This is a genomic window from Muricoccus roseus (genome assembly GCF_900141905.1).
Lineage (GTDB): Bacteria > Pseudomonadota > Alphaproteobacteria > Acetobacterales > Acetobacteraceae > Roseomonas > Roseomonas rosea.
In genome coordinates this window covers 33212-59582 of record NZ_FQZF01000002.1, presented here as the reverse complement: position 1 = coordinate 59582, position 26371 = coordinate 33212, and the positions used below count along the sequence as shown (strand labels likewise).

The 26371-nt window shown below is 70.8% G+C and carries 25 protein-coding genes; 6 read left to right on the top strand and 19 right to left on the bottom strand.

Features of this window, described 5'->3' with window-relative positions; translation table 11 throughout:
* Positions 1-24: 24 nt before the first annotated feature.
* Together BUB97_RS00295 and BUB97_RS00290 are read left to right on the top strand one after the other, a co-directional pair.
* The gene (locus BUB97_RS00295; protein ID WP_073130044.1) at positions 25-2067 is read left to right on the top strand and encodes a hydantoinase/oxoprolinase family protein; all 2043 of its coding nucleotides are present in this window, start codon (positions 25-27) and stop codon (positions 2065-2067) included.
* A complete protein-coding gene (locus BUB97_RS00290) occupies positions 2064-3689 on the top strand; it encodes a hydantoinase B/oxoprolinase family protein (protein WP_073130041.1) in 1626 nt (541 codons plus the stop codon). The genes BUB97_RS00295 and BUB97_RS00290 overlap by 4 nt, the downstream gene beginning before the upstream one ends.
* Before the next feature lie 16 nt (positions 3690-3705).
* On the opposite strand, the gene BUB97_RS00285 is transcribed toward BUB97_RS00290, so the two are convergent.
* The 8 genes from BUB97_RS00285 to BUB97_RS00250 all read right to left on the bottom strand — a co-directional run bounded on the left by BUB97_RS00285 (position 3706) and on the right by BUB97_RS00250 (position 12354).
* Complete coding sequence (locus tag BUB97_RS00285) at positions 3706-4614, bottom strand: alpha/beta hydrolase (RefSeq protein WP_217659535.1); 909 nt, start codon at positions 4612-4614, stop codon at positions 3706-3708.
* A gap of 28 nt (positions 4615-4642) precedes the next feature.
* Positions 4643-5629, bottom strand: a complete 987-nt coding sequence (locus tag BUB97_RS00280; RefSeq protein WP_086061757.1) for a Bug family tripartite tricarboxylate transporter substrate binding protein — start codon at positions 5627-5629, stop codon at positions 4643-4645.
* A 64-nt stretch (positions 5630-5693) separates the two neighbouring features.
* Positions 5694-6686, bottom strand: coding sequence for a substrate-binding domain-containing protein (locus BUB97_RS00275; protein WP_086061756.1), 993 nt, complete (start codon positions 6684-6686; stop codon positions 5694-5696).
* A gap of 5 nt (positions 6687-6691) precedes the next feature.
* Positions 6692-8836, bottom strand: coding sequence for a molybdopterin cofactor-binding domain-containing protein (locus BUB97_RS00270; protein ID WP_217659534.1), 2145 nt, complete (start codon positions 8834-8836; stop codon positions 6692-6694).
* Positions 8833-9309, bottom strand: coding sequence for a (2Fe-2S)-binding protein (locus BUB97_RS00265; protein WP_073130034.1), 477 nt, complete (start codon positions 9307-9309; stop codon positions 8833-8835). Before BUB97_RS00265 ends, BUB97_RS00270 begins: the two co-directional genes overlap by 4 nt.
* A complete protein-coding gene (locus tag BUB97_RS00260; protein ID WP_073130031.1) occupies positions 9310-10284 on the bottom strand; it encodes a tripartite tricarboxylate transporter substrate binding protein in 975 nt (324 codons plus the stop codon).
* A 28-nt stretch (positions 10285-10312) separates the two neighbouring features.
* Positions 10313-11299 (bottom strand): Bug family tripartite tricarboxylate transporter substrate binding protein, encoded by a 987-nt coding sequence (locus BUB97_RS00255; RefSeq protein WP_086061755.1) that lies wholly within the window; start codon positions 11297-11299, stop codon positions 10313-10315.
* Positions 11300-11439: 140 nt separating this feature from the next.
* Positions 11440-12354, bottom strand: coding sequence for a fumarylacetoacetate hydrolase family protein (locus BUB97_RS00250; protein WP_073130029.1), 915 nt, complete (start codon positions 12352-12354; stop codon positions 11440-11442).
* Positions 12355-12415: 61 nt separating this feature from the next.
* On the opposite strand from BUB97_RS00250, the gene BUB97_RS00245 reads away from it, so the two are divergent.
* The gene (locus BUB97_RS00245) at positions 12416-13108 is read left to right on the top strand and encodes a FadR/GntR family transcriptional regulator (RefSeq protein ID WP_245818104.1); all 693 of its coding nucleotides are present in this window, start codon (positions 12416-12418) and stop codon (positions 13106-13108) included.
* Here BUB97_RS00245 and BUB97_RS00240 read toward each other — a convergent pair.
* Genes BUB97_RS00240 through andAc form a run of 4 tightly spaced genes read right to left on the bottom strand, consistent with a single transcriptional unit; the run spans position 13105 to position 15993 of the window.
* Positions 13105-13899, bottom strand: a complete 795-nt coding sequence (locus BUB97_RS00240) for an alpha/beta hydrolase (protein ID WP_073130024.1) — start codon at positions 13897-13899, stop codon at positions 13105-13107. The two genes, BUB97_RS00245 and BUB97_RS00240, sit on opposite strands and share 4 nt — an antisense overlap.
* Before the next feature lie 5 nt (positions 13900-13904).
* Entirely contained in the window at positions 13905-14213 is a 309-nt protein-coding gene (gene andAb, locus BUB97_RS00235; RefSeq protein WP_073130022.1) for an anthranilate 1,2-dioxygenase ferredoxin subunit AndAb, read from the bottom strand.
* Positions 14214-14233: 20 nt separating this feature from the next.
* Positions 14234-14716 (bottom strand): anthranilate 1,2-dioxygenase small subunit AndAd, encoded by a 483-nt coding sequence (gene andAd, locus BUB97_RS00230; protein ID WP_073130019.1) that lies wholly within the window; start codon positions 14714-14716, stop codon positions 14234-14236.
* On the bottom strand, positions 14713-15993 hold the full coding sequence (gene andAc, locus BUB97_RS00225) for an anthranilate 1,2-dioxygenase large subunit AndAc (RefSeq protein WP_073130017.1): 1281 nt from the start codon (positions 15991-15993) through the stop codon (positions 14713-14715). The genes andAd and andAc overlap by 4 nt, the downstream gene beginning before the upstream one ends.
* A 184-nt stretch (positions 15994-16177) precedes the next feature.
* On the opposite strand from andAc, the gene BUB97_RS00220 reads away from it, so the two are divergent.
* Complete coding sequence (locus BUB97_RS00220) at positions 16178-16879, top strand: PIG-L deacetylase family protein (protein ID WP_073130013.1); 702 nt, start codon at positions 16178-16180, stop codon at positions 16877-16879.
* Here BUB97_RS00220 and BUB97_RS00215 read toward each other — a convergent pair whose 3' ends face one another.
* The 6 genes from BUB97_RS00215 to BUB97_RS00190 all read right to left on the bottom strand — a co-directional run bounded on the left by BUB97_RS00215 (position 16880) and on the right by BUB97_RS00190 (position 23144).
* Positions 16880-17842, bottom strand: a complete 963-nt coding sequence (locus BUB97_RS00215; RefSeq protein WP_073130010.1) for an AraC family transcriptional regulator — start codon at positions 17840-17842, stop codon at positions 16880-16882.
* Positions 17843-17942: 100 nt separating this feature from the next.
* Positions 17943-18605, bottom strand: coding sequence for a DUF6198 family protein (locus BUB97_RS00210; RefSeq protein WP_245818103.1), 663 nt, complete (start codon positions 18603-18605; stop codon positions 17943-17945).
* A 137-nt stretch (positions 18606-18742) separates the two neighbouring features.
* The gene (locus tag BUB97_RS00205; protein ID WP_073130008.1) at positions 18743-19492 is read right to left on the bottom strand and encodes an N-formylglutamate amidohydrolase; all 750 of its coding nucleotides are present in this window, start codon (positions 19490-19492) and stop codon (positions 18743-18745) included.
* Entirely contained in the window at positions 19489-20301 is an 813-nt protein-coding gene (locus BUB97_RS00200) for a transglutaminase domain-containing protein (protein ID WP_073130006.1), read from the bottom strand. Before BUB97_RS00200 ends, BUB97_RS00205 begins: the two co-directional genes overlap by 4 nt.
* A gap of 67 nt (positions 20302-20368) precedes the next feature.
* Entirely contained in the window at positions 20369-21298 is a 930-nt protein-coding gene (locus tag BUB97_RS00195) for a transglutaminase family protein (protein WP_073130004.1), read from the bottom strand.
* Between the two features lie 175 nt (positions 21299-21473).
* Positions 21474-23144, bottom strand: coding sequence for a formate--tetrahydrofolate ligase (locus tag BUB97_RS00190; RefSeq protein WP_073130002.1), 1671 nt, complete (start codon positions 23142-23144; stop codon positions 21474-21476).
* A 127-nt stretch (positions 23145-23271) separates the two neighbouring features.
* On the opposite strand from BUB97_RS00190, the gene BUB97_RS00185 reads away from it, so the two are divergent.
* Both BUB97_RS00185 and BUB97_RS00180 read left to right on the top strand, forming a co-directional pair.
* Entirely contained in the window at positions 23272-24282 is a 1011-nt protein-coding gene (locus BUB97_RS00185; RefSeq protein ID WP_073129999.1) for a Bug family tripartite tricarboxylate transporter substrate binding protein, read from the top strand.
* 102 nt (positions 24283-24384) lie between these two features.
* The gene (locus tag BUB97_RS00180; RefSeq protein WP_073129996.1) at positions 24385-25059 is read left to right on the top strand and encodes an OmpW/AlkL family protein; all 675 of its coding nucleotides are present in this window, start codon (positions 24385-24387) and stop codon (positions 25057-25059) included.
* A gap of 141 nt (positions 25060-25200) precedes the next feature.
* On the opposite strand, the gene BUB97_RS00175 is transcribed toward BUB97_RS00180, so the two are convergent.
* Complete coding sequence (locus tag BUB97_RS00175) at positions 25201-26313, bottom strand: 2-aminoethylphosphonate--pyruvate transaminase (protein WP_073129993.1); 1113 nt, start codon at positions 26311-26313, stop codon at positions 25201-25203.
* Positions 26314-26371: the final 58 nt, after the last annotated feature.

Genomic DNA, 26371 nt, shown 5'->3' with positions numbered 1-26371 from the left:
TCACACGCCGGAGTTCCCAACCGCATGGAACCCTTCATCCGGATCGGCATCGACATCGGTGGCACCTTCACCGATCTGCAGATCCTTGACGAGCGCAACGGCGCCCTGCGCAGTCTGAAGACGCCCACCACGCCGGAGGACCCCTCCATCGGCCTGCTGACCGGTATCACCCAGGCCGCGCAGCGTTTCGGCTTCACGCTCGGCGATATCCGCCTTCTCCTCCATGGCACGACCATCGCCACCAATGCCGTGCTGGAACGCAAGCTCGCCCGCGGGGTGCTGCTCACCACGGCGGGCTTCGAGGACGTGCTGGAGATCGGCCGCCATGGCCGCCGTGACGTGTACGGCCTGCGCCCGCACCAGGAGCCACCGCTGATCCCGCGCGACCGGCGCCTGGGCCTGCCGGAGCGCATGCGGGCGGATGGCGGGGTGGAAATCCCGCTCGCGGAGGGCGCAGTGGACGCGCTCCTGCCCCGCCTCGATGCGCTGGGGGCCGAAGCGGTCGCGGTCTGCCTGCTCCACGCCCATGTGAACCCGGCACATGAGCAGCGGGTGGCGGAACGCCTGCGCGCCTTGCGGCCGGGTCTGCCGGTCTCCCTCTCCTCCGAGATCAGCCCGGAGATCCGCGAGTATGAGCGCTCCTCCACCACGGTGCTGAACGCGCTGCTGATGCCGGTGGTCGGCCATTACCTGGACCGGCTGTCCGGGCGCATGGCGGAAGCCGGGCTGAAGGCCCGGCTGCTTCTCGTGCAGTCGAATGGCGGCGTCTGCAGCGCGGAGGTGGCGAAGCGCCAGCCGGCCCGCCTGCTCCTTTCCGGCCCCAGCGGTGGCGCCCTGGCGACGCTGCGCATGGCGGAAACGCTGGGCCGGCCTAACCTCCTCGGCGTCGACATGGGCGGCACGAGCTACGATGTCTGTGTGGTGCGCGATGGCGCCGTGACGCAGATGACGCAGGGCGAGATCGACCACCTGCCCGTCCGCCTGCCCATGGTAGAGATCCGCACCATCGGCTCCGGCGGCGGTTCCCTCGCGGCGGTGGACGAGGCGGGGCGCCTCCGCGTCGGCCCGCGCAGCGCTGGGTCCCGCCCCGGCCCGGTCTGCTACGGGCGTGGCGGCATGGAGCCGGCCGTGACCGATGCGAATGTGGCGCTGGGCCGCCTGGACCCGCGCTTCTTCCTCGGCGGCGCCATGGCCCTGGATCGCACCGGCGCGTCCGGCGCGATCGCGACCCGCATCGGCGCCCCGCTCGGCCTGGGCATGGAGCAGGCGGCTGAGGGGATGCTGGCCGTCACCGACACCAACCTGGCCGCCGCGGCGCGCCTGAGCCTCTTCGAGAAGGGGCTCGACCCCCGCGACTTCTCCCTGCTCTCCTTCGGTGGCGCGGGTGGCCTGCATGCCGTGCCCGTGGCGGAGGAGTTGGGCATCACCGAGGTCGTCTTCCCCTCGGATGCCAGCACCTTCTCCGCATTCGGCATCCTGCACTCCGATATCGTGCATGACCTCGCCCGCTCACGCGTCATGCCCCTGGACAGCGCAGCAATGCCCTGGATCGAGGAGACGGCGGCGGCCCTGCGAGCCCAGGGCGAGGCCCTGCTCGCGGCGGATGGCGTGCCGGAGGAGGATCGCCGCTTCACCGTCGCCGCCGATCTCCGCTATCGCGGCCAGGCCTTCGAGCTGGTGGTGCCCTGGCCGGACCTGCCGGAGCTGGATGCCCTGCTCGCGGGCTTCCACGCGCTGCACGCGCAGCGCTTCTCCTACGCCAATCCCGGTGCCCCGGTGGAACTCGTCGCGTTGCGGATGAGCGTCACCGGCCTTCTCCCGCCCGTGCATGCGGAGCGCGCGGCCGGGCTGGGCGCGGAGCGCGTGCCGGAGCCGCGCGAAATCTGGCTTTCCGGCGCCTGGCGCCGCATCCCGGTGCATCAGCGCGAGCAGGTCACCAGCCCCATCGCCGGCCCCGCGCTGATCGAGGAGGAGTACACCACCATTTTCCTGGCCGAGGGTTGGCGCTGCGCCCCCGGCCCGGCGGGCGCGCTGATCGCCCAACGGATGATGCAGGAGGCCGCATGAGCATGGACCCCGTCGCGCTCGAAATCCTGCGTAACGCGCTCACGGCCACGGCGGCCGAGATGGATGTCACGGTGTGGCGCACCAGCCGCTCCACCGTGGTGCGCGAGCTGCTGGACTACTCCACCGCCGTCTTCGACCGCGATGGCCAGAACGTCGCCCAGGCGGCGCGGATTCCGCAGCACCTGAACTCCATGGGCGCGGGCCTGCTCACCGTGCTGCGGGACCACCTTCCGGTGGAGCAATGGGAGGATGGCGACGTCGTCATCACCAACGATCCGTACTGCGGAGGCCAGCACATCCCCGACATCCTCGCCTTCCGCCCGGTCTTCGTGGATGGCGCGCGCGTCGGCATCGTCGGCACCCTGTGCCACCATCTCGACATGGGCGGCATGGCCGCGGGCTCCTATGCCGCGGCGGCGACGGAGGTGTTCCAGGAAGGGCTTCGCATCCCGCCGCTGAAGCTCGTGCGGCGGGGCGCGCTGAACGAGGACATCCTGGCCATGATGCGCCAGAACGTCCGGCGCCCGGACATGCTCTGGGGCGACCTCCAGGCGCAGCTCGCCTCCCTCGCGGTGGGGGAGGCCAATCTCCAGCGGCTTGCCGCCCGCACGGGGGTCGAGGCCTTCGTCTCGGCCTGCACCCAGATGCTGGATGGCAGCGAGCGGGCGATGCGCGCCATGATCGCGCGCATCCCGGATGGCCGCTACGAGTTCGAGGACTTCCTCGACGACGATGGAATCTCACCGGATCCCATCCGCATCCATGCGGCGGTGGAGGTGCGGGGAGAGGAGATCATCATCGACCTCTCCGGCTGCGGCCGTCAGGCGGTCGGGCCGATCAACGCCACCCTCGCCTCCTCGCAATCCGCCATCTCCTATGCCGTGATGGCCGTGGCAGATACGGAGATCCCGGCCAATGCGGGCTGCTACCGGCCCATTCGCACGATCGCGCCGGAAGGGCTGATCGTGAACGCGCGGCACCCGGCGCCGGTGGCGAACCGCGTGGCGGTCTCGCACCGGCTCGCCACCACCATCCTGGGCGCGCTGCACCAGGCCATCCCCGGCCGGGTGCCGGCCGCCTATTACGGCGTTTCCTATGTCTGCTCCTTCCAGACCATCGGGGAGGATGGGGAGCGTGGCGTGCTCGTGGAGATCGAGGTGGGCGGCAGCGGCGCCTATGCGGATGGGGATGGCCTCTCCGCCTACACCTTCGGCATGCACAACAATTCGAACATCCCGGCCGAGATGATCGAGAGCGAGATGCCGTTGACGGTGGTCGGGTACGGCCTCGTCCCCGGCTCCGGCGGCGCGGGGCGCCACCGGGGCGGCCTGGGCCTCTTCCGCGAATGGCGGATCGACAGCCCGGAGGCGATCTTCACGGCCAATCTCGAGCGCTTCAAGCACCGCCCCTACGGGCTGGAGGGCGGCGAGCCAGGCCGGGAGGGGCGCCTGTTCATCATCCGGGACGGCGAGCGGGAGGCGATGGGCTCGAAGGTGAACAACCTGCGCCTGAAGCGCGGCGACATCGTGCGCCTCGAGACCTCGGGCGGCGGCGGCTATGGCGATCCCGCCACCCGCACCGCCGAGGCCCGGGCCCGCGATGCCGCCCTGGGCTATGCCTGAGGCGCCAGGCGGGGGCTCATAGCCCCCGCGCCGGCGGCCGCAGGAAGTCCTCCATGGCCTGGAAGAAGATGGCGCGGTTCTTCGAGAGGTAGGAGACATGCGCCATGCCCGGGATCATGACGAAGCGCCGGTCATGGGTGCCGAGCCGGGCGAAGTAGTTCAACAGGTCCTCCTCGGTCGCGATCCCGTCATGCTCGCCGCGCACGATCATTACGGGGCAGCGCAGCTTCTCCGGCGTCACCACCGGCAGATTCGCGCACATGTCGAGATAGGTGCCGGTGGGCAGCGTATCCCCCAGCGCCAGCTCGGCATCCGCCAGCGCATCCGCGATCCCCTCCTCCGAGGTTCCGGGAAGGTCGCGGTTGAAGATGGAGTGGAAGAAGGCCCGGTCCGCCTTCCGCAGAGGAGAGGAACGCCATTCCTCCAGCCGCTCCCGCCGCTTGATCAGCGTCGGCGCGCCCTCCCCGGTATAGACGAAGGCGTCGAGGATCACGCGGTCCACCCGGTCCGGATAGGCCTCCCCGAACAGCGCCGCCCGCAACGCGCCGGAGGAGGAACCGTAGAACATGGCGGAACGCCGGCCCGTCACCTCGAACACCACGTCGGTCGCCGCCCGCAGATCCTCGGCCGCCATGGAGAGGTTAGAGTTGGACTGGGTGCGGGAGGAGCGCCCGTAGCCTTCGAAATCCATGGTCCAGACATCGAAGCCACGGCGTGCGAAGGCATCCATGAAGGAATAGCCCGGCTTGCCCGGCACATCGAGGTCGAAGCCGTTCTTTCCCCCGAAGGAGGAGCCGTGCACGAGGAAGAGGACCGGCTGCTCCCCCGCCCCCGCCATTCGCTTCCGATAGACGGAAAGGCGCACCTCGCCCTTCTGTGCCCAGTAATCCTGCGCCTCGATCGTGCCGCTCATGGGCGTGTCCATTCCGCTTCCTTTCCTGTGGGTTCCCGCGTCACTCGGGCCGCAGCCCGGCATCGCGGATGAGGTTGCGCCACCGCGGCACGCTCTCGCGCACCAGCGCGCCGAGCCGCTCCGGCGGCCCCCCGACGATCTCGAAGCCGTTCTCGAGCAGCGTCTGGCGTACATGCGGCTCGGCCAGGGCGGCATTCGCCCATTCGTTGAGCCGGGCGATGATGGGCGCGGGCGTGCCGGCCGGCGCGAAGAGGCCGTACCAGTTCGGCACGTCATATCCGGGCAGGGACACTTCGGCGACGGTGGGCACATCGGGCAGCAGCGGGAAGCGCTGCGGGGTCGTGATCGCCAGCGGCACCACCTGCCCGCCGCGGATCAGCCCGATCACCGCGCCCAGGGTGACGAAGGCCGCATCTACATTGCCTGCCATCAGGTCGTTCATTGGCGTGGAGCCGCCGCGATAAGGAATGACGGACCAGCGCGCGCCCGTCTCATGCTGGATCACCGCGCCGGACAGATGCCCGCCGCTTCCGAAGCCGGAGATGGCGACCTGGAGGCGGTTCGGCTCGCGCTTCGCGATGTCCATGAATTCGGCGAAGCTCTTGGCCGGTCCGTTGCGATGGGTGACCAGCACGTGAGGGATCCGCGCCATGAGCGCCACCGGCGCGAAGGCGGTCACGGGGTCATAGCCCGCATCGCGGAAGAGGCTGGGGTTCACGGTGAGGGAATCCACCGCCACCAGCAGGTTCAGCCCATCGGGTGGCGATTGCGCCACGAGCTGATAGGCCAAGTTGCCGCCCGCCCCGGGGCGGTTCTCGACGAAGAAGGATCCCCGTCCCTTCTTCACCAGCTCATCCGCCAGCACGCGCCCGATCGTATCCGTCGATCCGCCCGGCGCCACCGGCAGCACGATGCGCACCGGGCGGGGCGGATAGGCCTCCGCCGGCTGCGCCCATCCCCGCCCCGGCGCGATCAGCCCGGCGGCCGCAAGCAGCGCCAGGCGGCGGCGCCCCATTCCGCTCTGCATGTCCGTTCACTCCCGTTCATCCCGTCTGTCGCGGGTTCTTTGGCCCGGGCCGGGCTGGAGCGCGTCACGGCGCGGCGTCCAGCACACTCGGGTGGAACAGTTCCTCCGGCGCGATCTCCCGCGCCGCGAGGCCATCGGCCCGGGCGAAGCGGATCATCGCCGCCAGCTCGTCCCGGTTGCGGCGAAAGCCATAGGGCCAGGGGTCGCCGCCCATGATCCGCGTCTGCGCCTCGGCTTCCGCCGCGATCCAGGGGAGCGAGGCCCGGAGGACGTTCACCAGGGAGAGGTCCGCGACCGCCATGGCCCGCGCCTTGGCAAAGGCGCGGAAGAGCTCCAGCGGCAGCCAGGGATGCGCCTCCGCCAGCTCCTTGCGCAGCGCGAGGCAGTGCATGATCGGGAAGAAGCCCGTGGCGCGGAAATAGGCCTCCTCCTCGCTGCGGTAGTCCGGGTAGAGGCGGTCCACCGGCGCGGAGCGGGCCAGGAAGCAGGAAGGCGGGCGTGGCCCCACCACGGCGTCGATCTCGCCCGCCGCGAGCATGCCGTTCAGGGTTTCGCCGGCGTCGATCGGCCGCACATCCAGTTCGGGCGGCAGCTTCAGCGCCACGCGCTCGCCGAGCCCCGCTTCCTCCATGCCGCCCGTGCGCCAGGCGATGCGCCGCGTGTCAACGCCATAGTATTCACGCAGGATGCCCCGCACCCACAGTGCCGCGGTCTGCTGGTATTCCGGCAGCCCGATCCGCTTCCCCGCAAGATCGGCCGCGCTTCGGATGCCGCGATCCGTCCGCACATAGATGGCGGCATGCCGGAAGGAGCGGGAGGGAAAGACGGGGATGCCGATATAGGGCGCATCCCCCCGCGCGGTGGTGACGATGTGGCTCCCCATGGAGAGTTCCGTCACGTCGAAGGCGCGGTCCCGCAGCGCGCGGCGAAAGATGTCCTCCGGCTCCCCCGGCAGCACGGTGAGGGCGACGCCCGGCACCTCCACGCGTCCATCGATGATCGGCCGCGTGCGGTCGGAGCTGGTGCAGGCGAGTATCAGCGGTATCGTCTGGGGCAAGGCGCTCATTCCATGGCGGCGGCGAGAAGGTCGGGCGTGAAGGGCAGCTGGCGCGGGCGGATGCCCAGCGCGGCATGGATGCCACCTGCGATGGCGGCGATGGTCGGCCCCATCGAGGGCTCCCCGGCGCCCAGCGGGGGCGCGTCGCGCGGGCCGATCAACCGGACCTCCACCGCGGGAACCTCGGAGAAGCGCAGCACGGGGTATGTGTCCCAGCTGTCGCTGGTCACGTTGAGGCGGTCGAAGCGGACCGCCTCCTTGAGCGCGATGGAGGTGGCCTGGATGGCACCGCCCTCGATCTGGTTGATCACGCCGTCCGGGTTGATGGCCTCGCCAACATCGGCCGCGATCCACAGGCGGCGGCACCGCACCACCTCGGCCGCCTCCACCTCCGCGGCCACGGCACACCACCCGCCCGTGTTCTTGTAGCGCGCCATGGCGATGCCGGTGCCCACGCCATCTGCCCCGGCCGCCCCTGGCCAGCCGCACATCGCGGCTGCCTCCCGCAGCACCGCGGCCCCGCGCGGGTCCTCCTCCAGGTGTCGCAAACGGAAGGCGACGGGGTCCTGCCCGGAGCTTTCGGCCAGCTCGTCCATCACGGATTCCGTGGCCCAGACATTCAGCAGCGCACCCAGCCCGCGCAGGGCGGAGCTGCGGAGCGGCATCTCCAGCAGGCGGTGCATCGAAACGTCCAGTGACGGCACGCGGTAGCCCGGCACGGCGTTACGCTGCCCACCGCCGCCGCCCGCCATGGGCGCGTCGATCGCCACCGGCCAGGCAAAGGGCGGGTCGAGAAGGGCGGCGGACAGCAGCGTGGGATCCTTGGCGCGCCCGGGGCGGGAGGAATGGCCATTCCCTCGCAGCACGGCTCGCCAGCGGCACAGCATGCCCCCCGCATCAACAGCGGCCTCGATGTCGATCAGCCCCGCCGGGGAATGGGGGGACCAGGCCAGCTCCTCGGCCCGGCTCCACAGCACGCGCACGGGGCGGCCGGGATACGCGCGCGCCACCAGCGCGGCATCCAGCGCCACGTCATCCGCACCGTTATGGCCGTAGCAACCCGCGCCCTCCACATGGCGCACCGTGATCCGCTCCGCCTGGAGCCCCAGCACCGTCACGAGGTCGGCGCGCAGGTTGTAGATGCCCTGGCTGTGCGTCCACACCTCCAGCCCGCCATCCCGCCACCGCGCCACCGCGCAGGACGGCCCGATCGAGCCATGCGCCAGGAAAGGCCGGAGGAAGCGGGCCGAGACGAGGTGAGCCGCCCCAGGCGCCGGCTCCTCGTGCCGGGCCACCTCGCTCCCCTGCGCCGGCGTGGCGTCCAGCCAGGCGGCGAGGTCCCGCTCATCCGGAAGGCTCTCGCGCGTGTCCCAGCGCGCGCGGGCCGCGACACGCGCCGCCGCGGCCTCCGCCGCCCACTCCTCTGAGGCCACCACCGCGAGGAAATGGCCATCCCGCAACACCCGCGCGTCACCCGGAAGCGGGCCATCCCGGCATTCCAGCAGCGCGGCGGCACGCGCGGGCGGCCGTACCACGCGGGCATGCAGCATCCCGGGCAGGCGCATGTCATGCAGGTAGCGCGGTCGCCCGAAGACCTTGTCGGGCAGGTCCAGGCGTGGCGCCGAGGAACCGGCGAGCCGGCGCGAGGCGGCCGCCTTGGGCGCCACATCGCCGCGCGCCTCCACCTCCAGCGGCACGGCCTCGGCCTGCTCCCAGTAAGAACCGGCCGCCACCCCGTCCGGCCGCAGGAAGGTTCCGTCCTCCACCTGAAGCCGATCCGCCGGCACTCCCGCACGCCGGGCCGCAAGGGCGAGATGCAGGGCCCGCGCCTCGGCGCAGGCATGGCGGATGGCGATGCCGCTCTCCTGGATCGAGAGGCTGCCGGAGGTCACCCCCTCATTCGGGCTGCCGGGCGTGGAGGCCGCGCGGATGCGCACGCGCGCCAGCGTCACGTCCAGCTCATCCGCCGCGATCTGCGCGAGGGCCGTCACGATGCCCTGGCCGATCTCCACCTTCCCAGGCGTCACCTCGACATAGCCCTCGGCCGAGAAACGCAACCAGCGCGACAGCCTCGGCTCCGCCCGCAGGCTTCCCGGCAGATGCGGCGCGTTGCCGGCCTGCCCCAGGGGGAAGCCGAAAGCGAGGTTCACGCCCGCTCCTCCTCCCGCATCATCCGCGCGGCCCGCAGCACGGCCCGGATCATCCGGTTATGCGCCCCGCAGCGGCAAAGATGCGGCTCCAGCGCGGCCCGCACGGCCACCTCGTCCGGATCCGGCTCCCGCGCGAGCAGGGCGGCCGCGCTGATCAGGATCCCCGAAAGACAGTAGCCGCATTGCCCTGCCTGCTCGGCCAGGAAGGCCGCCTGCAGCGGATGCGGCTGCTCGGGCGAGCCCAGCCCCTCCACCGTGACCACCCTGCGCCCCGCCGCCGCCTGCGCCGGCAGGGCGCAGGAGGGGCGCGGCTCGCCATCCAGCGTGACGTAGCAGCAGCCACACGCCTCCTGCCCGCAGCCGAAGCGGGGACCGCTGAGCCCGAGCGGCCCGCGCAGCGCCTGTAGCAGGGTCATGCCCTCCGGCGCCTCCACCACGGCCGGTGCGCCGTTCAGGGTGAAGGCGACCGCCATCTAGTTCACCTCGATCCTCGCCATGCGGACGTAGCGGCCCTGCGTCTCCACATCCCGCCGCAGGAACCCGTCGAAATCCGCCACCGACATCGGCATGGGCTGCGCGCCCTGCTTCGCCATGGCCTCACGCGTCTGCGGGCGGGACAGCCAGGCATTCACCGCGCCGTTCAGCCGCTCCACGATCGGCCGCGGCACCTGGGCCGGCACCATCACCCCCAGCCAGATCGAGGCCTCGTAGCCTGGCAGGCCGGATTCCGCGACGGTGGGAAGGTCCGGCAACAGCGGGTCGCGTTGCGGCCCCGTCGTCGCCAGCGCCTTCGCGCGGCCACCCGCCACATGCGGCTGCATGGTGGGGATCGCGTCGAACATCATCGGCACGGTTCCGGAGATGAGCGCCGTCCGCGCCTCGCCGGAGGAGCGGTAGGGGACATGCTGGATCTCGATACCCGCCATCGCGCGGAACACCTCCCCCGCGATGTGATAGGGCGTGCCAGGGCCGGAGGACGCGTAGTCGATCCGCCCCGGCTCGGCCTTCGCCTTGGCGATCAGCTCCGCCACGCTGTTCACCCCGAGGGAGGGATGCACGGCCAGCACGTGATGGGCGACATTCACCGCCGCCGCCGCGCCGAGGTCCCGCATCAGCACATAGGGCCGGTTCGGCAGTAGGGTCTCGTTCGCCGTGTGGGTGTTGGACATCATCAGCAGCGTGTAGCCATCGGGTGTCGCCTTCACGACGGCATCCGTGCCGATCACCGCGCCCGCGCCGGGCCGGTTCTCCACCATGAAGGGTTGGCCGAGGCTGGATGAGAGCGCCTCGGCCAGATTACGGGCGGCGATGTCCGCGGAGCCGCCGGCGCCGAAGGGCACGACGATCCGCACCGGACGGTTCGGCCAGGCCTCCTGCGCCAGGGCGGGCGCGGCGAGGCCCCCTGCCGCCAGCACGCCTAATCCACGCCGCGTGATCCATGCCGCCATGCTCGTTCCTCCCGCCTTTGTCCGGCCGTTACTCGACCTTGCCGATCCGCTGGACCGCGCGAACGAGCCGCGCGGTGTCATCCCGGAAGAAGCGCTCGAAGGTCTCGCCCTCCTGGTAGGCGATCGGGCTGCCCGCCGCCTCCAGCGCCCGCTTCAGCCCCTCGTCGCGCTCGCAGATCTGGCGCAGCGCGTCGCGCCAGCGCGCCTGCACGGGGGCCGGCGTCGCGAGCGGCAGGAACACGCCGGTCCAGATGTAGAACTCCACCTCGGGGTGCCCCAGCTCGATGAAGGTGGGCACGTCCTCGAAGCCCGGGATGCGCTCGCGCCCCCAGCTTGCCAGTGCCCGGAGGCGTCCCTCCTTCACATGGGCCAGGGCGGGGCCGGGACCGGAGGCGAGCGAGTCCAGCGTGCCCGACAGAAGCGCGGTCAGCGCCGGGCCGCCGCCCTGGAAGGGCACGTGCAGCAGGTCGATCCCCGCGGCCCCCGTGAACATCGCCATGGCCACATGGAGGGTGGAGTAGTTCCCTGCCGAGCCGAAGGTGATGGCGCCTGGCCGCTTCTTCGCATCGGCCACGAAGTCCTGCACCGAGCGCCAGGGCGACTTCGCGGGAACGAGCATCACCGTGGGATCCGCGGTGATGCGGGCGATCGGCGCGAACTGGTCCACGGTATAGGCCGGCGTGCGGCCCATGATCCGCTCGCTCTCCGGCAGCACACCCAACGAGGACAGCGCCATCAACGCCGTGTAGCCATCCGGTGCCGCCCGGGCGACGCTCGCGCTGCCGACGATGCCGCCGGCCCCCGCACGGTTCACCACGGGCACGGCCTGGCCGAACACCCTTTCCAGCGCCGCCGCTGCGGGCCGGGCGGTGACATCCGCCTGACCGCCGGGGGGAAAGGCCACGATCATCTGGACCGCCCGGCTCGGCCAGGCAGCCTGTCCCCAGGCGGCAGTCGGAAGCAGCCCGGCGGCACCCAGAGCGGTCAGCACGTCACGACGATGCAGCACGACCATCCTCCCGCGGGTAGCCTCGCCACCCGCTCTTCCTGAACCCTGGGGAGACAGGGCGATCTGGCGCCGCCCCTTCCTCCCGTTTCCTCATCCGGCCGGGCGCATGGCCCGGCGCGTCACCCCGCGCCGCGCAGCGCGGCGGATCAAGCAGCGCCGCGCAGTGCGGCGACGTCCACCTTCCGCAGCCTGTTGCGGATGCGCCCGATGCCCTCGATCGCGCATTCCACCACGTCGCCATCCCGGAGGAAGCGAGGCGGCTTGAAGCCGATGCCCACGCCTTCCGGCGTGCCGGTCGCGATCACGTCGCCCGGCAGCAGCGCCATGCTGAGCGAGATGGTCTCGATCAGCGTCGGGATATCGAAGATCAGGTCAGCGGTGACCGCGTCCTGCCGCTTCTCGCCGTTCACGGTGCAGGAGACCCGCATGGCCCGCGGATCCAGCTCATCCGCCGTCACGATCCAGGGGCCCATCGGGCAGAAGCCGTCGATGCCCTTCCCCAGCAGCCATTGCTTGTGCTTGCCCTGCAGGTCACGCGCCGTGACGTCGTTCACCACGGTGTAGCCGAAGACATGCGCCATCGCCTCCGCCTTCGGGATGGCGCGGCCGCCGCGACCGATCACCACGGCCAGCTCCGCCTCGTAATCCACCTCGGCATCCAGCCCCGGGACCAGGGGGATGTCGTCCCAGGGACCGGAGACGGAGGTGAAGGGCTTGGTGAAGATGATCGGCGCCTTGGGGATGGCATCCGCCGCGCTGGTCGAGGAGGAATCGTAGCCGCTGCCGGCGAATTCCCGCGCATGGGCGTGGTAGTTCTTGCCCACGCAGAAGATGTTGCGCGGCGGGTTGGGGAGCGGCGCGAGCAGCATGGCCTGGTCCAGCGCCTCTCCCTCGCCCGAGGGTTCCGGCAGCACGGCGCCATCCGCCAGCGCCGCGATCAGCGCCGTCATCTCGCCCGGCAGGTTCGGCGCCAGGCTTTCCACCGGCCAGAAGCGCTGGCCGGCGGCATCCACCCGCACGAGGCGCGGCGCGCCGCCGCTCTGGACCATGGCAAGCTTCATCAGCGGGTTCCTATACCAATCAGCACTTGAACTGAACCAATCTGGCTGTATGGTTCTCCTAATGGTTGGACCAGTCAAGCACGCAGTCGACAGCCCCGACCGCGCCGGCGCGGCCGGGCTGCAGGCCGCCCTGGAGCGTGACCTCCGCGCCGAGCGTTGGGCCTTGGGCGAAAAGCTGCCCACCGAACGGGAGCTGGGCCTGCGCTACGGCGTCGCGCGCAACACCGTCCGCCGCGCGCTGGATGCGCTGGAGAGCCAGGGGCTGATCGTCCGCCATGTCGGCCGCGGCACCTTCCGCAGCGCGCCGCCTGCCGAAGCCCGGGCGGGGGATGAATCCCTCAGCCCATCGGACGTGGTCGAATGCCGCCTGATCCTCGAGCCGGAGATGATCTCCCTGGCCGTCGCGCGCGCGACGCAGGCCGATATCGCGCGCATGGCCGAATGCCTGCGCGGCACCGACGAAGCCCCCGATCTCGCCGCCTTCGAACACTGGGACGCCGCCCTGCACGACGCCTTCGCGCTCGGCACCCATAACGGCGCCGTCATCGCCATGTGCCGCTCCCTGGCGCGGGTGCGGGAACGCACGGATTGGGGCCAGCTCAAGGCTCGCGGCAACACGGCCGAGCGGCGCGCGACCTTGCAGGCGCAGCACCATGCGATGGTGGAAGCGGTGCGCCAGCGCGACCGCGCGGAGGCGCGCCGCGTGATGCGCGAGCACATCCTCTTCGTGCAGGGCTACATGTTCGGCGATTAGCCGAAGAGAGACGCGACCCGGTCGATCAGCACGGGGTCGCGCAGCAGGCTGAAATGGTCCGAGCTCGGGGAGACATAGGCGGAAGACGAATTGCCCGCCGCGGCCCAGGCACGGCACATCCGGTCGTTCTGCTCGAGGAAGGCCGGCGTCTCCGCCCGCCCGACGGCGAAAAGGGCCGGCGGCAGGCCAGCCCTGACGCGCAGCACGGAGGACATGGCCCGCGCCGTCGCTTGGTCCAGCCGCAGCCTGTCGTTCAGCGGCGTCGCCAGCAACGGTTCCAGGTCGAAGACGCCGCTCAGCGCGGCGATGGCCGCGATGGGCTTCGCAGCGCCCCAGTCCGAAAGCGCCAGCTCCGCCACGATCTGCCCACCCGCCGAATGCCCGGCGGCCACCAGCGCCTGCCCGCCACGCCCGAGCGACGCCGCATGCGCGAGCACCGCCGGCACGGCGCGGCGCGCGGATTCCAGCAGAACGGGAAGGCTGACATCCGGGCACAGCGGATAGTTCACCATGGCCACGTCGAGGCCCCGCGCCAGGAAAAGCGGCGCAAGGAATCGGAACTGCGCCTTGTCGCGGAATTGCCAGTAGCCTGCATGGAAATAGGCGAGCGTGCCGCGCCAGGGTCCTGGCGCGGCATAGAAGTCGAACCGCTCCCGCGCATGGGCGCCATAGGGCAGGTCCAATGCCGGCCCCAGCACAAGGGACTCCTCCCCTTCCTGCTCGAAGGCCGAGATCAGCGCCGGGTGGCCGGGCCGCGCCTGGCCTGTCATGTATTCCCAGACCGGATCCATGGCGGTCAGAGCTCCACCTCGATCCGCCCCTCGACCTCCCGCGCGGGAATGCTGCGCACGGGCTCGCTGATCGGCGCGCTGCGCGGCTTGCCCGTGCGGATATCCACCAGCCCCTGGTGCAGGGGGCACTCCACGCAGTCATCCTCCACATAGCCGTCCGACAACCGCGCGTGCCCGTGGGAGCAGAGGTCGTAGAGAGCGAAAACCTCGCCCTCTACCCGGAAGATCGCCACCGGAACGCCGTTCACTGCGCAGCCCAGCACCGCATCCTCGGTCACCGCATCGGATGCGGCCGCGTCATACCATTGCGTCACGTCTCGTCCCCCGGAGCGTGTCAGATCGGAAAGGCCAGCAGCGTTTGCACGCGCAGCGTGTCATAGATGCAGCGCTTCTCCCGGAAGCGCAGACCCGCCTCCGTCCGCACCACGCGGTCCAGGTACCGGCCGGCCTGGTAGATGCGGCTCTCGCCCTCCTGCGACGTGTTCACCACCACATAGCTGGTGGAAATGGCATAGCTTCCATCCGCCTCCTCCCGCCATTCCATCCCGGAGAGCATGTGACGATAGGCCGGCTTCTCATAGATATTGGCATGGCGCAGCGCGACCACCCGGTCCCGCAGCATCCGCCCGTTGTCGCAGTGGATCACCGGTGCCGGCAGCCCCGCCTCCTCGTTCTCGCGAGAGACGATCTCGTAGAGGCAGTCCTCGGTGAAGAAGCCGGGCCATTCCTCGATGCGGTCATTGTCGATCGCGGCCACGTACCGGTCCTGGAGCGAAAGCAGCTCCAGCCGCGTCATCAGGTCCTCCACCCCGCTCATTCCGCCGCCTGCTCCACGCCGAGGCCCATGATGTCGCGGTAGCCCATCCAGAAATGGCGGATGAGCTGCTCGGAGATCAGCGTGTCCCGCCGCTCCGGCGCGTCCCGCGACATGTCGATGACCGAGGCCTTGTCGCCATCCCGCACGGTGCCGCGCTGCACCAGCTCCGTCGCCTCTGTGTCCTCCATGGAGATGTAGCCGGCGGGCCCCACGAGATTGGCCTGCTTGATCCGGAGCTTCCGCATCTCCGGCGTGTCGTCCTCATAGCCGAAGAAGTGGAACACCAGCTCGAAATGGTCCGGCCCCTTCGGCAGAAGCTGGCGGCAGACGAGCGTGTTGTGGATCTGCTGCACCACCAGCTGCGGGAAGATGGGCTGGATCTGGTTGGTCGCGATCTCCTCGTATTCCGGCTCCAGCGCCAGGATCGAATCATCCTCCAGCCGGAAGCCCTCGTCATAGGAACGGATCTGCTGCGCCTTGTAGTCGCCCGAGGAGGTGTCCTCCTCGTTCTTCATTACAAAGATGACGCTGTGCATCCCGCGCTTCGCATCCGGCACGCAGCGCGCCTTCATGCCCACGCGGAAGATGTTGAAGGTGGTGTGGAACAGGTGCAGCAGACTGGCGTGATAGGGGTCCTTCACGTTCTCGTAGTAGAGCTTCCAGTTGCTGTCGGAATACTGCCGCGTGCAGCCGAGATAAGTGACGGGCTTGTGGAACACGCGGTCCAGATAGGGCCGCATCTCCGGCCCGATATAGTCGGCCAGCGGCTCCACCGTGTCGCTGAAGGTCGCGAAGACGAGGCCGCGATAGCTCTCCACCCGCAGCTGCCGCAGGTTGTGCTGCTTCGGGTCGAAGTCCTTCGGCATGCCCGTGGCGTCCTTCTGGCCGCGCCGGAAGGGCACGCCCTGCAGGTTGCCCTTCGTGCCGAAGCTCCACTGGTGATAGACGCAGCTATGGGACAGCGCATTGCCCCGCGGCAGCCGGCAGACCACCGCGCCGCGATGCGCGCAGCGGTTCACCCAGGCGGCCAGCTCCCCGTCCTCGGCGCGCGTCATCACGACCGGCGTGTCGCCGATGAAGGTGCTCTTGTAGTCGCCGGGTTTCGGGATCTCGGCTTCCAGGCCCAGGAAGTTCCATGTGGGGCCGCGGTAGATGCGCTCCTGCTCCAGCGCGTAGATCTCCGGGTCGCTGAACATCCTGTAGGGGACGCGGGACCCGTCGGCACGCGGGAAGGCGGGGGCACCCAGGGGCGGGCCGCCCGGCGGAAGCTGGTCCATGGTTGGTCCTCCTGAAAGGGCCGAGGCCCTCCTCATCCTCCCAGAAGCATGTCGCGGGCCACTATCCGCAACCCGCAGACGCTCCATGCGCCTATCCGCATCGCGCAGAACCGTTGCGCCCGCCCCTTCCTCAGCGCACCGCAACGGCTCTTAGATCGGGCCCCATGACGCGACGCGCCGCCGCATGACCGCCCCGGACCCCTTCGCCGCCCTGCCCGAGGCGGCCCTCGCCACCGTGACCGGCGAGGAGAACCTGCTCATCCTCGCCCTCCAGCCCGGCGATGAAAGCCTCGATTGCGGCGGGCTCATCGCCGAGGCCTGCCGGCGCGGCCGCCCGCCCTTCGTGATGGTGCTGCATGACGGCAGCGCCTCCCATCCCGGCTCCCGCGCCTTCCCGCCCGAGCGCATCGCCGCCCTGCGCGAGAGGGAGACGCGCGAGGCGGTCCACCGCCTCGGCCTCCGCCCGGAGCGCCTGCTGATGGCCGGTCTCTTCGATGGGCCGACGCCGGAAGAAGGGCCGGTGTTCGAGGCCATCATCCGCGCCGTCCGCCTCGTCATGTGGGCGCGCGACTGCAACCTCATCCTCGCCCCCTGGCCGGAGGGCGCGGCCGGCCGGGCGGCCCACCGCATCGCCTCCGAGGTGGCGGCCGGCAGCGGCGTCGGCCATATCGCCTATGCCGGTGCCCGCGCCGTCGCGCCGGGCGCGGCCAGGGAGGGATGGCGCCTCGGCATCGCCGCGCATCAGCCGGCGAAGCGCGCCGCCATCGCCGCCCATGCCACGCAGGGCGGAGGCGTGGTCACGGATGATCCCGCTCCCCGAATCTCGCCCGCGCGGCTTGCCGCGGCGGAGCGCCCCTTCGAGGCACTGCTGCGCCCGCCCGCCTGATCAGCGGCGGCGCATCGTCTCCGAGGGCCGCTCGCCGAAGCGTTCGGCATAGTCCTGTGCGAAGCGGCTGAGATGGGTGAAGCCCACGCCCAGCGCCACCGCCGTCACCCCGCCCTCTCCGGCCCCGGCGCGGAGCCGCGCACGGGCCTGGTCGAGCCGGAGGTTGCGCAGCCAGCGCATGGGGGTGGTGCCCTCGAAGCGGCGGAAGGCGTCATGCAGCGTGCGCTCCGGCACCCCCGCCGCCTCGGCGATCCCGGCCAGGGTGATCACCCCGCCCGCCTGCGCCTCCATGAAGGCCTTGGCGCGACGCAGCGAGGCGGGCCGGGCATGCCCGGCATTGCGCGCCGGCGCCTCGGCCTCCGCGCCCGCCAGCAGCAGGCGCAGGAGGAGCTGCTCGTAATCCGCCGCGACCCCCCGATCCTGCCGGACCATCCGGACCGTCGCGGCCTCCGTCGCCAGGCCGCGCAGCAGCGTGAGAAAGGGCGCCAGCCGCGCACTGCCCAGATCCAGCCGGCGCGCGAGGCGAATGGCCGCGTCTCCCTCGAAGGCCGCCAGCCGCGCGCGGTCGATGCGGACGATGAGTTGCTCGCAATCGGCGGAGAAGCGCGCGCTGAAGGGCTGGCCAGACAGGCAGATCGCCCCGCTGTTCCGCCCTACCCCGAACTCCTCCCCACCCCTTCGCAGCACCGCGTGGCCCGAAAGGCAGAGCAGGACGAGGTGGTACTCGTCCAGCGGCGGCACCTCGATCGAGGCGGCCCCCAGCGCGATCGTGCCCAGCCCCACCCCGCCGAGCCGGAGGAAGTCCATGTGCAGCCGGGTGGCCCCGCCCCGCCCGTGGAAGCGCAGCGCATGCGGCTGCATCACCCGGGAGATGCGGCTCCGGGCGTCCTCGGCATCGGTGGTCTCGAACAGGCGGCAGGCGCGCAGGGCCAGGCTCTCGGGCGGGATCGACGAATCCAGCATGGGGGTGGGCCTCCTGCGGGGCGGGGCCTGGAAGGGGCCCCGTCGCGGCAGGCGAAACCCTCGCCGGGAGGCCCGGCGGAAGCAAGGCCGAAAGCGATGCTCAGCTGACCCCGAGATAGCGCCCGGGCTTGTGGTTCATGGCCAGGATCATGTTCAGCACCAGCGCCCCGAGCATCGAGAGCACGAGCTCGCGGCCTTCCAGCACGAAGCAGGCACCCAGCATGACCAGGGCATCGAAGGCGAGCTGAACATAGCCTGCCCGCCAGCCCCGCCGCTCCTGCAGGTCCATGGCCACGAGGTTGATGCCGCCCAGCCCCGTGCGGTGCCGCACCAGGGCCAAAGCGCCCATGCCCATGAGGATTCCCCCCATGACGGCGGCATAGACCGGGGAAAGATGCGCAATGCCGAGCCACAGCGGCGAGAAGCGGGTGAGGAGCGAGATCACACCGATGGCGATGACCGTCCGCAGCATCACCCGCCACCCCATCCGGCGCCAGCCGAAGGCGAGGAAGGGAAGGTTAAGCGCGAAGAACAGCGTCCCCGGGTCCAGCGGCGAGGCATAGCCGAGCAGCAGCGCCAGCCCCGCCAGGCCACTCGTCACGATCCGCGCCTCGCCATAGAGAACCAGGCCAAGTCCCACCATGAAGGTGCCGAGCACGAGGGCCGCGGCATCCTCATAGAGCCGGTGCGGGTACAGGGGGAGCGGCACCCCCCGTTCCGACCGGTTGCCGGCCAGGGGAATGGCTCGGGACAGCTGGGTCAAGGCGACCATCCTCTCCGGGGCAGGCCTGGGCCCCGGCAGCAGCCTAGCGCCCTGCTGCGGTGCAGCAAAGCATTAAGTCAGCCCTTCTACCCTATTCCGGCTTCACAGGCTGATCGGGTCGAGGCGACTGGGCGGGATCACGGCGACCGGCCGGCCGCCACCCCAAGAGCGGAAGCCAGGCGCAGGGCCCAGGCCTCGATCTCCGCCGCGTCCGCCAGCAGGTCCTGCCGCACCTCGATCAGCGCCGCGTCCAGCCCCCGCGCATCCCCATGCACTGGCACGGTGTAGTCATGCACCCCCGGCTCGATCCGGTAGGGCTCGTTCTCCCCCACCACCAGCGACGGATCGGCGCCGATGGCGGCGGCCAGCGCCCGGCCGAACACCTCCGCCTCTCCGAACAGCACCCCCGCATGCCAGGGACGATCCACGCCCTGGAAGCGCGGCGTGAAGCTGTGCACGCCGACCACCAGGGTTGGTGCCCCCGCCGCCTGGCGCCGGTCGAGCAGCGCCGCGACCGCCACGTGAAAGGGATGGAACCACGCCCCCTCCCGCGCCGCCCGCTCCTCCACCCCCAGGCCGAGATTGCCGGGGATCGCGGTATCCTCGCTCCGCTCGGGAATGCTGGTCGGCACGCCGGGCGGGCGGTTCAGGTCGATCACCAGCCGCGATACGCCAGCGAGGAAGAGCGGCGCGTCCAGCAGCGCCGAAAGCCGCCGCGCAAGCTCGGCCGCGCCGATATCCCAGGCGATGTGCCGCGACAGCTCCGCTGGCGGCAGCCCCAGCGCGCCAAGGCGTGCCGGGATGTGGTTGGAGGCGTGCTCGCAGAGCAGGACGAAGGGCGAGGCCCCCTCCGCGTTCAGCAGCGTGACCGGTGCCGGCTCGCTCACCCCAGCTTCACCTCATCCGTCACCACGTTGAACCCCGCCAGCTGGCAGGAACCGAAGGTGGTGGTGATGGCCACATCCGCCGCATCCCGCCCGCGGGCCATCAGGATGCGCCCGATGCGCGGGAAGTTGTGCCGCGCGTCGAAGGTATACCAGTGCCCGCCGAGATAGACCTCGAACCAGGCCGAGAAGTCCATGGCCGCATCCGACGCGGGCACGCCGATATCCCCAAGGTAGCCGGTGCAGTAGCGCGCCGGGATGTTCATGCAGCGGCAGAGCGTGACGGCAAGATGCGCGTAATCCCGGCAGACGCCCACCCGGTCCGTGTTGCCGCTGAAGGCGGTGCGGAAGACGTCCGCGTGCTCGTAGCCGAACTGGATCCGCTGATGCGCGTAGTCGCAGATCGCCTGCACCCGCGCCCAGCCGGACTCCGTGCCGCCGAAGAGGGACCAGGCGAGGTCCGAGAGGCGGTCGGTCTCGCAGTAGCGGCTGGCAAGGAGGAAGACGAGCGCGTCATCCGGCAGTTCCTCCACCGGCAGCTGCCGCGCCTCGGGCGCATGGACGTCCGGCACGCCGGGGTCGAGCACGTCGAAGCGCGTGGAGATGGTCAGCCGCCCAGCCGGCGCGACGATCCGGTGGCAGATGTTGCCGTAGCCGTCCCGGTACTCCGTCGCGCCGATCGGCGGGTCGAAGCGGATCTGATGCGGCCCGATGACATCCGGCATGCGCGAGGGATGCACGCTCAGCGCCAGTATCATCGGCGTGGGCGCGGGGCACTCATAGGTGATGTCGTAGCCGGCATGGATCTTCATGAGGCGGGCCTTCCTGTGCGGGGGGATGCGTGCGGCGTTTCTTGGTTGGCGTGGGGCAACGGGCGCCTCATGCGTTCTGCTGCGCGGGGCCGCGGGCAGGCACCGGCTCGTCCTCAGCCGTGACGGTCACGGAGACGTCCATGTCCAGCGCGTCGTCCGGGAAGCCCTTCCAGCTGCCATGCAGCGGCACGGCCTGCGCCGGATCGCGCGCGATCGCGACGCGGATCAGGTCTCGGTTCCCGACGATGCCGTTGGTGGGATCGAACTCGACCCAGCCCGCGCCGGGCAGGTAGACGCGCACCCAGGCATGGGTGGAACCGCCGCCGACATGCGCGCGCCCCTCGCGCAGCGCCCTGTCGAACCCCGGCGAGTAGATGTAGCCGGAGACATATCGCGCCGCGAGGCCGAGCGAGCGTACTGCCTCCATCATCAGCAGCGCGAAGTCGCGGCAGGTCCCGCTGCCCAGCTCCAGGGTGCGCACCGGCTCCTGGATGCCGCGCATGGCACGCGGGACATAGGTGAAGTCGCGGCTCACCGCATGCGCCATGGCCGTCAGGAGTTCCAGCGTTCCGGTGGGGCCGGTCCTGCTCAGGAAGCCCCTGGCCCAGCGGTCCACCACGCGCGAAGGGTCGGGGTGGTGCCTCTCGATGGAGCGCGCGAGGTCCGGCATCTCCTCGGCGGAGTAGGAGAAGGGCAGGCTGCGCGCATGGTCCTCCAGCCGGAAGTCCAGCTCCTCCAGCGGCCGATGGTCCAGGATGATCCGGCTCGCGAAGCGCAGTTCCCGCGCGCGGGTCGTGAAGTTCACCACGCCCACGCTGTTGCCGAACACGTCATGGACCCACCAGACCTGCGAGGGCTCGGGCGTGATGTCGATCCGCGCCTTGAGCAATCTCTGGTCATGGCCAGCCCGGGGGCGAAGCATCATCCGATGCTCCCCGAAGGAGACGGGCTGGCGATAGTGGTAGGTGGTGACGTGTCGGACGGTCAGGATCGGCATGGGGCACCTCTGGCCCCGGGGGCCGAGGCAAAGGACGGGCCGGAGCCGGCGGGGAGGTGTCCCCACTGGCTCCGGCCCGTCCCGTGTTGCCGTTCAAACGCCGAACGGACCTGCCAGTTTCGGCAAATCCTAACTTATGTAAATCCGAGCCGCCGCCACCGCCCGGGAGGGATCCCTAGAACAGCGCCTCGATCCGCCCCTCGGCATCCAGCCCGATGGCCTCCGCCGCGGGGTGCCGGGGAAGCCCGGGCATGGTCATCACATCGCCGCAGATGGCCACGACGAAGCCCGCGCCCGCCGAAAGCCTGACGTCCCGCACCGGCAGGCTGTGCCCGCTGGGCGCGCCCAGCAGCGCCGGATTGGCGGAGAAGGAGTATTGCGTCTTCGCGATGCAGACCGGGGCCTTGCGGAACCCGGCCTCCTCAAACTTCCTCAGCCGCGTGGCCAGGGCGGGCGGCAACGCGATGTCGGCGGCGTGGTACACCTCCCGCGCGATGGTCGCGATCTTGTCCGCCAGCCCCATCTCGTCGGGGTAGAGCGGCTGGAAGCGAGCCGTCCCGCCCGCAATCAGCCCCTGAACGGCGCGGGCCAGCTCCGCCGCCCCCGCGGCGCCATCGCCCCAATGGGTGCAGAGGATGGCGCGGGTCCCCAGCGCCGCCATCGCCTCCTGCACGGCCGCGATCTCGGCATCGGTGTCGGAGTTGAAGCGATTCAGCGCCACCACCACGGGCAGGCCGAACTTGCCCATATTCGCGACATGCCGCTCCAGGTTGGACAGGCCGCGCCGCACCGCCGCCACATCCTCCGTCCCCAGCGCGGCCTTGGCCACGCCGCCATGCATCTTCAGCGCGCGCACGGTCGCCACCACCACGCAAGCGGAGGGCGCGAGCCCGGCCATGCGGCACTTGATGTCGAGGAACTTCTCAGCGCCCAGATCGGCGCCGAAGCCAGCCTCAGTCACCACCACATCGGCCAGCCGCAGCCCGAGCCGCGTCGCGATCACGCTGTTGCAGCCATGGGCGATATTCGCGAAGGGTCCGCCATGCACCAGGGCGGGGCTGCCCTCCAGCGTCTGCACCAGGTTCGGCATCAGCGCGTCGCGCAGCAGCGCCGCCATGGCGCCATCCGCCTTCAGCTCATGCGCCGTCACCGCCCGGCCGTCCCGCGCCTGCCCGATGATGATGCGGCCCAGCCGCGCACGCAGGTCGTCCAGGTCCTTCGAAAGGCAGAAGATCGCCATCACCTCGGAGGCGACGGTAATGTCGAACCCGTCCTCGCGCGGGAAACCGTTCGCCACCCCGCCCAGCCCCACGGCCGAAAGCCGCAACGCGCGATCGTTCATGTCGATGGCACGCTTCCAGGCGATGCGCCGCACATCGAGGTCGAGCGCGTTCCCCCAGTACACGTGATTGTCGATCATCGCCGACAGCAGGTTGTTGGCGCTGGTGATCGCGTGGAAGTCGCCTGTGAAATGGAGGTTGATCTCCTCCATCGGCGCCACCTGCGCCCGCCCGCCCCCGGTGGCCCCGCCCTTCACCCCGAAGCAGGGGCCGAGGGAGGGTTCGCGCAGGGCGATCATGGTCCGGGTGCCCAGGGCGTTCAGCGCATCGCCCAAGCCGATGGTGGTGGTGGTCTTGCCCTCGCCGGCGGCGGTGGGGCTGATGCCGGTGACGAGCACCAGGGCGCCTTCCGGCCGGCCCTCCTGCGCCCGGACGAAATCCATGCCGATCTTGGCCTTGTACCGCCCATGCGGCTCCAGGGCCTCCAGCGGGATGCCGGCGCGCTCCGCGATCTCGGTGATGGGCCGCAGCGTGGCGGCCCGCGCGATCTCCAGATCCGTCGTCATCCAAGGTCCCTGCGGCTGGTCCTCCCGGGGGTTAAGGCAGCCTCGCGCCCACGGCAAGCCGATGCCGCTTGGCGGCCCGCCCCGCGGGATGCCAAGCTTCGGGCAACGAAAATCCCGGAGGAAACCCATGCCCCGCCACGACCGCGGCCTGTCTCGCCGCGCCCTGCTCGCCGCCCCCGCCCTGCTCGCGGCCCCTGCCCTGCTCCGCTCTCGCCCCGCCGGCGCCCAGGCCCCGGATGCTTGGCCCGCCCGTCCCGTGACCGTCCTGGTCCCCTTCGTGGCCGGTGGCCCTTCGGACATCGTCGCCCGCGCGGCCGCCAACCGGATGGCCCAGTTGATCGGCCAGCCCGTGGTGGTCGAGAACCGCCCGGGCGCCAATGGCGAGGTCGCGGCCCGCGTGGCGATGCGTGCCGCGCCGGATGGCCACACGCTGATGGTGGGCTCGATCGGCGTCTGGGCCATCAACGCCGCGCTCCGACCGACCCTCGGCTACGACCCGGTGAAGGACTTCGCGCCGCTGGTCCTCGCCGTCACCACGCCGAACGTGCTCGTCGTGAACCGGGACCACCCGGCGCGCGACATGCCCTCCCTCATCGCCTGGCTGAAGGAGCGCAACGGCCGGGCCTCCTACTCCACCTCCGGCGTCGGCTCCTCGGACCAGATGACGACGGAGCTGTTCAAGATCCGCACCGGCACCCAGATCACCCATGTGCCCTATTCCGGCGGCGCCGCGGCGGCCACCGACCTCATCGCCGGCAATGTGGACCTCTCCTTCCAGAATCTCGGCACCGTGGCCGCGCATATCAACGGCGGCCGCCTGCGCGCGCTGATGGTCACGAGCGACAAGCCGCATCCCGTGCTGCCGGGCGTGCCCACCTCGAAGGAGGCGGGGCTGGAGGATTTCGTCGTCACCTCCTGGCAGGCCTTCATGGGGCCGGCCGGCATGCCCACCCCGCTGCGGGACCGGGTGGCGGCCTCTCTGCGCGATTCGCTGCTGCATGCGGAGACGAAGCCACGGCTGGAGCAGATCGGCTTCGACGTCGTGCCCACCACGCCCGAGGAATATCGTCGCTTCCAGGAGGCCGAAATCGCCCGCTGGCGGGAGGTGGTGCGTAGCGCGAATATCACGGCCGGTTAGCACGCTACGCCCATTGACGCAGATCAAAGCCCGCCCCGCGGGGCGGGCTTAGTCCGCTTCCCATGACGGCCCCCGCGCCGCCATCTGGAAGCGAGGAATCCCATGTCCATTCGAATCGGTGCACTGGCCGCGAGCCTTCTGGCCTGCACCGCGCTGGTGCCCCTCTCGGCGCCCGCCCAGGCCCAGGACCTCTTCGGTCAGGCTGTCCGTGGCAAGCAGGCGGGCGATGTCGTGCTCGGCGCCGGCGTCATCGGCGTGCTGCCCCAGTCCGGCGGCCGCGTGAGCGCCATCGGCGGCCGGCCGGAGGCGAGCGATACCGCCACTGCGCAGCTCGACCTCACCTATTTCGTCATGCCGCAGCTCTCCCTGAACCTCATCGCCGCCACCACCCGGCATGATGTCCATGTGCGCGGCTCCGCCATCGGTGACGTGGATCTCGGTCGCGTCTGGGCGCTGCCCCCCACCCTGACCGCCCAGTTCCATCCGTTCCCTGCCTCGCGCATCAGCCCGTATATCGGCGCCGGCCTGAACTACACCCTCTTCTATGGTGAAGGCGGCGGGCGGACCGCGCCGGTGACCAAGGTCGATGTGAAGAACGACTTCGGCTACGCTGTGAACTTCGGTGTTGACGTGGAACTGGCGCCGCGCTGGCTGCTGAACTTCGATGCAAAGAAGCTCTGGCTGAACCCGAGCGTCGCGGTGAACAGCGGCGCCATCAGCGCCCGCGCGGATCTCGATCCCTGGATCGTCGGTGCGAGCGTCCGCTACCGCTTCTGAGCGGTTCGGGACCTCAGGATGTCAGCGGGGCGCCAGGGAGACCGGGCGCCCCGGAAAAAGGGATGGGGCGGTGGCGCCCGGCGCCACGCCCCACCCCGCCCGATCAACCGGCTGCCCGGCCGATCGCCACGGCCTGCCCGCTCAGGCCGCGCGGCGCGTCACGCCCAGCTCGTCCAGCACCCCGGCCATCGCCCCCAGCGCGAAGCGCATGTCGTCCGGCGTCACCGCGCCGATGCAGCCGATCCGGATGGTCGGCGTCGGCGTCGTGTAGAAGTTGCTGATCAGCACGCCACGCCGCTTCAGCGCCTCGACGAAGCCCGCCAGCGTGAAGCCCGGCGCTTCCGGCTGGTGCAGGGTGAGGATGATCGGCCCCTGATGCGCGGCATCCAGATAGGGCCGCAGGCCCAGCCGCTCCGCCCCCGCGCGCAGCACACGCATGTTCTCCGTGTAGCGCGCCAGCCGCGCCGGCTGCCCGCCCTCCGCCAGATAGGCTTCCATCGCCACGCCGAAGGCGTGCAGCGCCTGCACCGGCGGCGTGAAGCGGAAGGAACCCCAGCCCGAGCGCTCCGCATGGCGCAGCACGTCACCCAGGTCGAAGCTCCAGGAGCCTGCCAGGCCCGCGCGCTCCCGCGTCCGCTCCATCGGGCACACCGCGAAGCCGATGCCCGGCAGCCCTTCCAGGCACTTGTTGGAGGTGAACAGCACCACGTCGCATTCCGGCTGCGCCTTCAGGTCGAAGGGCAGCGCACCGAAGGCGGACACGGCATCGACGATCAGCCGCCGCCCCGCCGCGCGCACCGCGGCCCCCACCGCGGCCGGGTCGTTCACCACGCCGCTGCCCGTCTCGGAATAGACCATGCCCACATGGCTGATGGCGGGGTCGGCCGCGAGCGCCTCCGCGACCTCCTCCGCCAGCACGCCGCGTGTATCGGGCACGGCCAGCACCACCGGCTCACGCCCCGCCTCGCGCGCCAGCCGGGTCATCCTCTCGCCATAGGCGCCGTTGCTGACGACAAGGATACGGCCCGCCGACGGCACGAAGGTGCGGATCGCGGCTTCCACCACGAAATGCCCGGCCCCCTGCAGCGGCAAGGTCGCATGCACTCCGGCCATCCCGCCCGCGATGTCGCGCACCCGTTCGCGGATCATCGTGTATTCCCGGCCAAAATCCGGGTCCCAGGGAGCGATGTCCACCGCCATGGCCGCCCGCGTCTCCGGGCGGGTCTGAACGGGGCCGGGGGTGAGGAGCAACATCGGTGGGAACCTTGCGGCATTTTTGGGTTGGCGCCCTGGCTGGGGGGCGCCTAACCAA